Origin of the sequence: Streptomyces sp. NPDC059371 (assembly GCF_042751995.1) — a bacterium.
Classification (GTDB): Bacteria; Actinomycetota; Actinomycetes; order Streptomycetales; family Streptomycetaceae; genus Streptomyces.
This window is the reverse complement of sequence record NZ_JBHYXD010000135.1, coordinates 1-9,131: the sequence shown is the minus strand read 5'-3', so window position 1 is coordinate 9,131 and position 9,131 is coordinate 1. Positions and strand designations below refer to the sequence as shown.

Annotated in this window: 9 protein-coding genes; 8 read left to right on the top strand and 1 reads right to left on the bottom strand. The window is 72.6% G+C overall.

Features of this window, described 5'->3' with window-relative positions; all coding sequences use genetic code 11:
- Nucleotides 1-131: 131 nt before the first annotated feature.
- From ACFXGX_RS39900 to ACFXGX_RS39890, 3 genes are all read left to right on the top strand, one after another.
- On the top strand, nucleotides 132-509 hold the full coding sequence (locus tag ACFXGX_RS39900) for a histidine triad nucleotide-binding protein (RefSeq protein ID WP_384802272.1): 378 nt from the start codon (nucleotides 132-134) through the stop codon (nucleotides 507-509).
- A 6-nt stretch (nucleotides 510-515) separates the two neighbouring features.
- Nucleotides 516-1,421 (top strand): ribonuclease Z, encoded by a 906-nt coding sequence (locus ACFXGX_RS39895; RefSeq protein ID WP_384802269.1) that lies wholly within the window; start codon nucleotides 516-518, stop codon nucleotides 1,419-1,421.
- Nucleotides 1,422-1,531: 110 nt separating this feature from the next.
- On the top strand, nucleotides 1,532-2,524 hold the full coding sequence (locus ACFXGX_RS39890) for an adenosine deaminase (RefSeq protein ID WP_384802266.1): 993 nt from the start codon (nucleotides 1,532-1,534) through the stop codon (nucleotides 2,522-2,524).
- 105 nt (nucleotides 2,525-2,629) lie between these two features.
- Here ACFXGX_RS39890 and ACFXGX_RS39885 read toward each other — a convergent pair whose 3' ends face one another.
- On the bottom strand, nucleotides 2,630-3,955 hold the full coding sequence (locus ACFXGX_RS39885) for an MFS transporter (RefSeq protein ID WP_384802263.1): 1,326 nt from the start codon (nucleotides 3,953-3,955) through the stop codon (nucleotides 2,630-2,632).
- A gap of 674 nt (nucleotides 3,956-4,629) precedes the next feature.
- Between ACFXGX_RS39885 and ACFXGX_RS39880 the strand changes: the two genes are divergently transcribed.
- The 5 genes from ACFXGX_RS39880 to ACFXGX_RS39860 form a co-directional block, all read left to right on the top strand.
- Nucleotides 4,630-5,733 carry a carbohydrate kinase family protein gene (locus tag ACFXGX_RS39880; protein ID WP_384802260.1) on the top strand — a complete coding sequence of 368 codons (1,104 nt, stop codon included), beginning with the start codon at nucleotides 4,630-4,632 and terminating at the stop codon, nucleotides 5,731-5,733.
- A gap of 160 nt (nucleotides 5,734-5,893) precedes the next feature.
- Nucleotides 5,894-6,952: a PhoH family protein gene (locus ACFXGX_RS39875; protein WP_384802257.1), complete on the top strand. Its 1,059-nt coding sequence runs from the start codon at nucleotides 5,894-5,896 to the stop codon at nucleotides 6,950-6,952.
- A 12-nt stretch (nucleotides 6,953-6,964) separates the two neighbouring features.
- Nucleotides 6,965-7,462 carry an rRNA maturation RNase YbeY gene (gene ybeY, locus ACFXGX_RS39870; protein WP_384802254.1) on the top strand — a complete coding sequence of 166 codons (498 nt, stop codon included), beginning with the start codon at nucleotides 6,965-6,967 and terminating at the stop codon, nucleotides 7,460-7,462.
- On the top strand, nucleotides 7,459-8,763 hold the full coding sequence (locus ACFXGX_RS39865) for a hemolysin family protein (RefSeq protein ID WP_384802251.1): 1,305 nt from the start codon (nucleotides 7,459-7,461) through the stop codon (nucleotides 8,761-8,763). The genes ybeY and ACFXGX_RS39865 overlap by 4 nt, the downstream gene beginning before the upstream one ends.
- A partial coding sequence (locus ACFXGX_RS39860; protein WP_384802248.1) for an MmcQ/YjbR family DNA-binding protein occupies nucleotides 8,760-9,131 on the top strand: 372 nt, incomplete at its 3' end. The genes ACFXGX_RS39865 and ACFXGX_RS39860, both read left to right, overlap by 4 nt.

Sequence of the window (9,131 nt, the reverse complement as noted above, 5' to 3'; positions counted from 1 at the left end):
CCCGGCGCCTGGGGGGGCCTGCGGGGGGCGGGCGGGCCGCGCCCTCAGCGCCGCCCCCCCCCCACCCCCCACCCCCCGCCGGGCCGCTAGCATGCCCAGGTAATGATCGGCTGGCGTGAGGAGGCACACGCATGGCGCAGGAGCCGAGGCGGGACGCGGGCGGGGAACCGCGGGACGACTGCCTGTTCTGCAAGATCGTGGCGGGGCAGATCCCGGCGACGCTGGTGCGCGAGAGCGACACGACCGTGGCGTTCCGCGACATCAACCCGCAGGCACCGACCCACATCCTGGTCATCCCCAAGGTGCACTACCCCGACGCCGCGTCCCTGGCCGCCGCCGAGCCCACGATCGCGGCGGACGTCCTGCGCGAGGCCGGCGAGGTCGCGGGCGAGGAGAAACTGGAGAGCTACCGCGTCGTGTTCAACACCGGCAGCGGCGCCGGCCAGACCGTCTTCCACGCGCACGCCCACCTCCTGGGCGGCCGCGGCATGCAGTGGCCGCCGGGATAGCCGGCCTTGTCCGCACGCGAACTGGTGGTCCTCGGCACCGCCAGCCAGGTCCCGACCCGGCACCGCAACCACAATGGCTATCTGCTCCGCTGGGACGGCGAGGGTCTCCTCTTCGACCCCGGTGAGGGCACCCAGCGCCAGATGCTGCGTGCCGGGGTCGCCGCGCACGACCTGCACCGCATCTGCGTCACCCACTTCCACGGCGACCACGCGCTCGGCCTCGGCGGGGTGATCCAGCGCATCAACCTCGACCGCGTCCCGCACGAGGTGACCGCGCACTACCCGCTCTCCGGGCAGCACTTCTTCGAGCGGCTGCGGTACGCCACCGCCTACCGCGAGACGGTGCCGCTGACCGAGGCGCCGGTCGCGGACGACGGCGTCCTCGCGACGACCCCCGCGTACACCCTGGAGGCGCGCAGGCTCTCCCACCCCGTCGAGTCCTTCGGGTACCGGCTGGTCGAGCCGGACGGGCGGCGGATGCTGCCGGAGCGGCTCAGGGAGCACGGGATCAAGGGTCCCGACGTCGGGGTCCTGCAACGGGAGGGCGCGCTGCGGGGCGTCACGCTGGACGACGTCAGCGAGGTCCGTCGGGGGCAGCGGTTCGCGTTCGTCATGGACACCCGGCTGTGCGAGGGAGTGGGCGCGCTCGCCGAGGGCTGCGACCTGCTGGTCATCGAGTCGACCTTCCTCGACGGGGATCACCAACTGGCCGCCGACCACGGACATCTGACGGCGGGTCAAGCAGGCCGGGTGGCCAAGGAGGCGGGGGTGCGGCACCTCGTGCTCACCCACTTCAGCCAGCGCTACCCCGACCCCGGCGCGTTCGAGCACGAGGCCCGCGCGGCGGGGTTCGACGGCGAGCTGACGGTGGCGCACGACCTGGTGCGGGTGCCGGTCCCGAAGCGGCACTGAGGACACGGTTCCGAAGCGGCACCGAGGACACGGCGGACAGGGTCCGGGGCGCCCGGTGCCGGGAAGACGCTGTTTTCGGTACGTCGGGGGAGGAACCGTACGATGCTTCGATGTCCCTCCCCAAGGCTGAACTGCACCTGCACATCGAAGGCACCCTCGAACCCGAGCTGGCCTTCGCGCTCGCCGCGCGCAACGGCGTCACCCTGCCGTACGCGGACACCGAGGAGCTGCGCGAGGCGTATCTCTTCGACGACCTCCAGACCTTCCTGAACCTGTACTACGAGCTCATGGCCGTCCTGCGGACGGAGGCGGACTTCGCCGACCTGGCCGACGCCTATCTCGCGCGCGCCGCCGCCCAGGGCGTACGGCACGCGGAGATCTTCTTCGACCCGCAGGCGCACATCGCCCGGGGCGTGCCGATGGGGACGGTCGTCGAGGGGCTGTGGCGGGCGCTCGGGCGCAGCGAGGAGACCCACGGGGTCTCCACCCAGCTCATCATGTGCTTCCTGCGCGACGAGTCCGCGGAGTCCGCCATGGACACCCTGGAGGCCGCGAAGCCCTACCTCGACCGGATCACCGGCGTCGGCCTCGACTCGGCCGAGGTCGGCCACCCGCCGGTCAAGTTCCGCGCGGTGTACGAGGCCGCCGCCGAACTCGGGCTGCGGCGCGTCGCGCACGCCGGCGAGGAGGGGCCGCCCGCGTACATCACCGAGGCCCTCGACGTCCTCGGCGTCGAGCGCGTAGACCACGGGCTGCGCTGCATGGAGGACCCCGAGCTCGTCGCGCGGCTGGTCCGCGAGCGGGTGCCGCTGACGCTGTGTCCGCTGTCGAACGTACGGCTGCGCGCCGTGGACGTCCTGGCGGAGCACCCGCTGCCCGCCATGATGGACGCCGGGCTGCTGTGCACGGTCAACTCCGACGACCCCGCCTATTTCGGCGGTTACGCCGGCGACAACTTCGGCGCCGTGCGCGAGGCCCTCGGACTCGGTGAGGAGAGGCTGCGGGAGCTGGCGCGCAACTCGTTCGAGGCGTCCTTCCTGGAGCACGACGAGGAGCGGCGGGCGCGGTACATCGCCGAGGTCGAGGCGTACGCGTTCCCGTAGCCCGTAGCCCGTAGCCCGTAGCCCGTAGCCCGTAGCCCGTAGCCCGTAGCCCGTCGAGCGCCCGCCCACCCTCCCCTCCTCGGGGCGGGCGGGCACCCGCGGGAGTCAGGCGTTCACGGCATCGGGTGCGGGCGCGGCGGCCGTGCGCAGGGGTCCCGCCGTGCCGTACGCGCCCCGCTGAGCTGGCACACCCTCCAGCGGGATTCCGACGACGGGGATCTCGATGACGGGGATCTCGGCCATGGGGATCTCCACGACGGGGAGTTCCGCCACGGGGATCTCGGGGACGGGGATCTCGACGATCTGGCCGACGCGGCGCGGGCGCAGGGCCACGAGCGTCATCGGGACGGCGACGATCAGCAGGCCGGCGGCCAGGACCGCCCCCATGGCCGGGTAGCCCGCCCGCTCGGACAGCAGGCTGCCGGTGAGCGGGCCGCACGCCGTGCCGAGCGAGGAGGCGGAACCCACGAGGACCGCCCACCGGCCGCGCGGGTCCATGGACGCGGCGAGGCCGATCACGTACGAGAGCACGACCGGGTACAGCGCGTTCCAGGCGATCTCGCCCGTCGCGAAGGACGTCAGATCGGTGGCCGCCGCGCTCAGCGCGATGCAGCCGGCGATCAGCGCCGTCCCCAGGCCGATCGGCACTGCCCGGCCGAGCCGCGGGCCGAGGGCGCCCGCGCCGATCGTCCCGAGCAGCCCCGTGCCGAGCGCCACCGCGAAGACCGCGCCCACCTTCACCTCGGTGAGCCCCGCCTGCGCCAGGCCTATCCGGCCGCTCACGCCCCACAGGGAGTTCTGCGCGAGGGACCAGAAGAGCATCGTGGCGGCGAGCAGCAGCCCGGAACGGCGGTGCGGGAGCGGGCCGGTGGCGCGCCGGGCGCGGTCGGCCGGTGTGCGGGCGGGAAGGCGGCCCGTCAGGGACAGCGCGAGCAGCGCGGTGCAGGCGATCGCGGCGAGCGGCTGACCGTGCCCCGGGCCGAGGTGGGGGATGGTCAGGTACAGGGTGCCCGCGAGGCCGGAGACGCCGAACAGACCCAGGGTGGTGACCCGGTGGGGATCGGGCCGGCCGGCGATCCCGGTCGCGGCGACCGTGGTGGCCGCACCGGAGCCGAAGCCGCCGACGACCGCGCCGGCGACCACCAGGGGGACGGCCGCCGAGAGCGCGGCGGTGCCGTAGCCGGCGGCCGCGAGGAGCAGCCCGGCGCGGGCCAGCGCGCGCGGGCCGAAACGGTCGACGCGGGAGGCGAGCAGGAAGCCGGCCGAGGCCGAGCTCAGCAGCAGGACACTGCCGACGGCTCCGGCCTGGGTGGCCGACAGCGGGAGCCCCGCGTCGAGGCGGCCGACGGTGGTGGGGAGGAGGTACGCGGCGAGGTACCCGGCCGTGAAAAGGGCGACGAGGGGCCAGGGCGTGGCGGTGCGGGCGGACACGGGCGTTCCCAGGGCGTGCGAGAGCGGCTCAAGAAGAGAGGGGGGAGGGGCGGCTGTCGACGGACAGGAACGCGCGGGCAATTTGTATCAAGGCGGGGGGTCCGCGAAGAAGGCGTATCGGTGTGATCTGGGGCACTCTTTGTTTGCTGTGGCACACCCGGGGTATTGACGTGTCCTTTCGGCCGCCGAGCGGAGGGCGAACCCGGCCGCCCGGCCTGTGCCGGCGCCACACGCGCGGACGGCCGCCGGGGCGAACCACGCAGGTGAACGGGGTGGGAGGGGCTCCGGGCGGCACGGGCGGGAGCGGGCTCCGGTCCTGGACTGGAGCGGCGCCCGGACGTCGGCTGAGCGGGGCCGGACGTCGGCTGAGCGGCGCCCGGATGCCGGCTGAGCGGGGGCCGGATGCCGGCTGAGCGGGGGCCGGACGTCGGCTGAGCGGGGGCCGGTCGTGGGCTTGAGCGGGTCCCCGTCGTGGGCGGATGGGGGTCCCGGACGCGGGACCGGCCGACGGCGGGCGGGTCCCGGACGCCGGCCGGGTGCCCCCGGACGCGGGTCGGGTGGGGGTGCGTCCCGTGTGCCCCGTGGAGCGCTGGTGTCACGGCGGCGACCACGGGCCCGGGCGGGCGGTGTGGTGCACACTGGCCAGATCCGTACCACCCTCCAGGGAGCGCACCGTGATCAACGGCGAGGGACCGTTCCGCCAGGCCCATGTCGACCCGCTCGCCGCGCTGCGCACGGCCGGTGACCCGCCCTGGGACGTCTACCTGACGGGCACGGTCTTCCTGGACATCATCTTCACCGGGCTCGATTCCGCCCCCGTGCGCGGCACCGAGTCCTGGGCGCGGGGCATGGGATCGAGCCCCGGCGGCGTCGCGAACATGGCCACCGCCCTAGCCCGTCTCGGCCTGCGGACCTCCCTCGCCGCCGCCTTCGGCGACGACCACTACGGCGAGTACTGCTGGGACGCCCTGGAGCAGGGCGAGCACATCGACCTCACGCCGTCGCGGACCGTGCCGGGCTGGCACTCGCCGGTCACCGTGTCGATGGCGTACGAGGGTGAGCGGACCATGGTCAGCCATGGGCACGAGGCACCCCTGGAGGAGCCCGCGTCGGACTCCCCGCCGCACGCGCGGGCCGCCGTCGCCTCGCTGACCCCGGGCGTCCGCGCACCCTGGATCGAGCAGGCCGCGAGCCGGGGCACCCGGATCTTCGCGGACGTCGGCTGGGACGACACCGGCCGCTGGGACCTGGCGGGCCTCGCCGATCTGGCGCACTGCGAGGCGTTCCTGCCGAACGCCGAGGAGGCCATGCGCTACACCGGCGCCGACTGCCCCCGCGCCGCGGCCCACGCGCTGGCCGAGCACGTGCCGCTGGCGGTCGTCACCCTCGGCTCCGACGGCGCCTACGCCGTGGACGGGCGCTCCGGTGAGAGCGCCGAGGTCCCGGCGATCGCCGTCGAGGCACTGGATCCCACCGGCGCCGGGGACGTCTTCGTGGCCGGTTTCGTCACGGGGACCCTCGCCGGCTGGCCGCTCGCCGACCGGCTCGCCTTCGCCGGGCTGACCGCCGCGCTCTCGGTCCAGGAATTCGGCGGATCGCTGTCGGCGCCCGGCTGGTCGGAGATCGCCGCATGGTGGCGCCGGGTCCACTCGGTCGCCGACCAGGACCCGGCGGCCCTGAGCCGATACGCCTTCCTGGAGGGCCTGCTCCCCGAGGTCACCCGCCCCTGGCCGCTGCGCCGGGCGGTACCGACGATCGGCTTCGGCCGCTCCGTCTGAGGGGCTGAGGGGCTGAAGGGGCCTCCTCAGGTCACGACCTCGTCACCGCGGGAAAAGCCCTACGGGTCCGTGTGCGCCGCGACGTACGCTGGGAACGCAAGGCTGCCCGTGTGGCAAGCGTGCCGACCGAGGAGGATACGCAGGCCTACAGAGCCGGCCCATGACTCAGACACCCACAGCTCACGGCCCCGCACAGGGGCAGGCGCGCGCGCACTTCACCGTCCCGGCCAAGCACCCCATGGTGACCGTTCTGGGTTCCGGAGACGCCCTGCTGCGCGCGATCGAGAAGGCCTTCCCGGCGGCCGACATCCACGTCCGGGGAAACGAGATCAGTGCGGTCGGCGACGCCGGTGAAGTCGCTCTCGTCCAGCGCCTGTTCGACGAGATGATGCTGGTGCTCCGCACGGGGCAGCCCATGACGGAGGACGCAGTGGAACGCTCGATCGCCATGCTCAGGGCGAGCGAGAACGGGGAGGGCGACGGCCAGGAGACTCCGGCCGAGGTGCTCACGCAGAACATCCTGTCCTCGCGAGGCCGCACCATCCGCCCCAAGACGCTCAATCAGAAGCGCTACGTCGACGCGATAGACAAGCACACCATCGTGTTCGGCATCGGCCCCGCCGGTACCGGCAAGACGTACCTCGCCATGGCGAAGGCCGTCCAGGCGCTCCAGTCCAAGCAGGTCAGCCGGATCATCCTGACGCGCCCGGCGGTCGAGGCCGGCGAGCGTCTCGGCTTCCTGCCCGGCACGCTCTACGAGAAGATCGACCCCTACCTGCGCCCGCTCTACGACGCCCTGCACGACATGCTCGACCCGGACTCGATCCCGAAGCTGATGGCCTCGGGCACGATCGAGGTCGCACCGCTCGCGTACATGCGCGGCAGGACCCTGAATGATGCTTTCATCATTCTGGACGAGGCCCAGAACACGAGCCCCGAACAGATGAAGATGTTCCTCACCCGGCTCGGCTTCGAATCGAAGATCGTGATCACGGGTGACGTGACGCAGGTCGACCTCCCGAGCGGCACGAAGTCGGGTCTGCGGCAGGTCCAGGACATCCTGGAGGGCCTCGACGACGTGCACTTCTCGCGGCTCACGTCCCAGGATGTCGTCCGGCACAAGCTGGTCGGCCGTATCGTCGACGCGTACGAGAAGTACGACAGCGAGAACGGCACCGAGAACGGCTCCCACAAGAGCCGGGGCCACAAGGGGAAGTAGACCAGCACCGCCATGTCGATCGACGTCAACAACGAGTCCGGAACCGAGGTCGACGAGCAGGCGATCCTCGACATCGCCCGCTACGCGCTGACACGGATGCGCATCCACCCGCTCTCCGAGCTCTCGGTGATCGTCGTGGACACCGACGCCATGGAGCAGCTCCACATCCAGTGGATGGATCTGCCGGGTCCGACGGACGTCATGTCCTTCCCGATGGACGAGCTGCGCCCGCCGTCGAAGGACGACGACGAGCCGCCGCAGGGGCTGCTCGGCGACATCGTGCTCTGCCCCGAGGTCGCCGAGCAGCAGGGGAAGGACGCCCCGACGCAGCACTCCATGGACGAGGAACTCCAGCTCCTCACCGTTCACGGCGTGCTGCACCTCCTCGGCTACGACCACGAGGAAGCCGACGAGAAGGCCGAGATGTTCGGCCTCCAGGCCGCCATCGTGGACGGCTGGCGCGCGGAGAAGGGCATCACGGGTCCGTCTCCGGCCCCGACCGTGTCATGAGTCCACAGCTTGTCGTCGGTGCCATCGTCCTGGTCGTCGTCGCCTGGCTCGCCGCCTGCGCGGAGGCGGGCCTCGCGCGGGTCTCCAGCTTCCGCGCCGAGGAGGCGGTCCGCGGCGGCCGGCGCGGCAGCGCCAAGCTCGCTCAGGTCACGGCGGACCCGACGCGCTATCTGAACGTGGCGCTGCTGGTCCGCGTGGTCTGCGAGATGGCGGCCGCCGCGCTCGTCGTCTTCGCCTGCCTCAAGGAGTTCGACAAGACCTGGCAGGCACTCGCGGTCGCGATCGCCGTCATGGTCCTCGTGTCGTACGTCGCGGTCGGTGTCTCGCCGCGCACCATCGGCCGCCAGCACCCGCTGAACACCGCGACCGCGGCGGCGTACGTCCTGCTGCCGCTCGCCCGGATCATGGGGCCGATCCCGCCGCTGTTGATCCTGATCGGCAACGCGCTCACCCCCGGCAAGGGCTTCAGGCGCGGCCCGTTCGCCTCCGAGGCGGAGCTGCGGGCGATGGTCGACCTCGCCGAGAAGGAGTCGCTCATCGAGGACGAGGAGCGCCGCATGGTGCACTCCGTCTTCGAGCTCGGCGACACCCTCGTGCGCGAGGTCATGGTGCCCCGCACGGACCTCGTCGTCATCGAGCGCTACAAGACCATCCGGCAGGCCCTCACCCTGGCCCTGCGCTCCGGTTTCTCCCGCATACCCGTCACGGGCGAGAACGAGGACGACATCGTCGGGATCGTCTATCTCAAGGACCTGGCCCGCAAGACGCACATCAGCCGGGACGCCGAGTCCGAGCTGGTGTCCACGGCCATGCGGCCCGCCACGTTCGTGCCCGACACCAAGAACGCCGGAGATCTGCTGCGCGAGATGCAGCAGGAGCGCAACCATGTCGCCGTCGTCATCGACGAGTACGGCGGCACCGCCGGCATCGTCACCATCGAGGACATCCTCGAGGAGATCGTCGGCGAGATCACCGACGAGTACGACCGCGAGCTGCCGCCCGTCCAGGAGCTCGGCGACGACCGCTTCCGGGTGACGGCCCGCCTCGACATCGGCGACCTCGGCGAGCTGTACGGCTTCGAGGCCTACGACGACGAGGACGTGGAGACCGTCGGCGGGCTGCTCGCCAAGGCCCTGGGACGGGTACCCATCGCCGGTGCCTCCTCGGTGGTCGAACTGCCCGACGGACGCGAGCTGCGGCTCACCGCCGAGGCCGCCGCCGGCCGCCGGAACAAGATCGTCACGGTCCTCGTCGAGCCGGTCGGCCCGGCGGGCTCCCCGCAGCAGGAGAAGCCGGAGTGACCCCGCAGCAGCTGCGCGCGTTCTGTCTGTCCTTCAACGCGGCCGTCGAGGACTTCCCCTTCAACCCCGAGACCTCGGTCTTCAAGGTGCTGGGCAAGCTCTTCGCGCTGACGAACCTGGACGGGCGCCCGCTCACGGTCAACCTGAAGTGCGACCCGGACGACGCGCTCCGGCTGCGCGAGCAGCACCCGGGACTGATCGTCCCCGGCTATCACATGAACAAGCGGCACTGGAACACGGTGACCGTCGAGGGGGGGGGGGGCCGGCGGCGGCCCCGGCGCGGCGGGCCCCGCCGGGCGGGCCAAGACTGCGGGGGGGGGGGGGGGGGCGCGGGGCCCCGCGGCGCCCGGGCCCCCCCCCCCCCGCCC

Excerpts from the sequence above, each read along its gene's own strand:
- ACFXGX_RS39900 (WP_384802272.1), top strand. The coding sequence starts at position 132 with ATGGCGCAGGAGCCGAGGCGGGACGCGGGCGGGGAACCGCGGGACGAC.
- ACFXGX_RS39890 (WP_384802266.1), top strand. The coding sequence starts at position 1,532 with ATGTCCCTCCCCAAGGCTGAACTGCACCTGCACATCGAAGGCACCCTC.
- ACFXGX_RS39875 (WP_384802257.1), top strand. The coding sequence starts at position 5,894 with ATGACTCAGACACCCACAGCTCACGGCCCCGCACAGGGGCAGGCGCGC.
- ybeY (WP_384802254.1), top strand. The coding sequence starts at position 6,965 with ATGTCGATCGACGTCAACAACGAGTCCGGAACCGAGGTCGACGAGCAG.
- ACFXGX_RS39865 (WP_384802251.1), top strand. The coding sequence starts at position 7,459 with ATGAGTCCACAGCTTGTCGTCGGTGCCATCGTCCTGGTCGTCGTCGCC.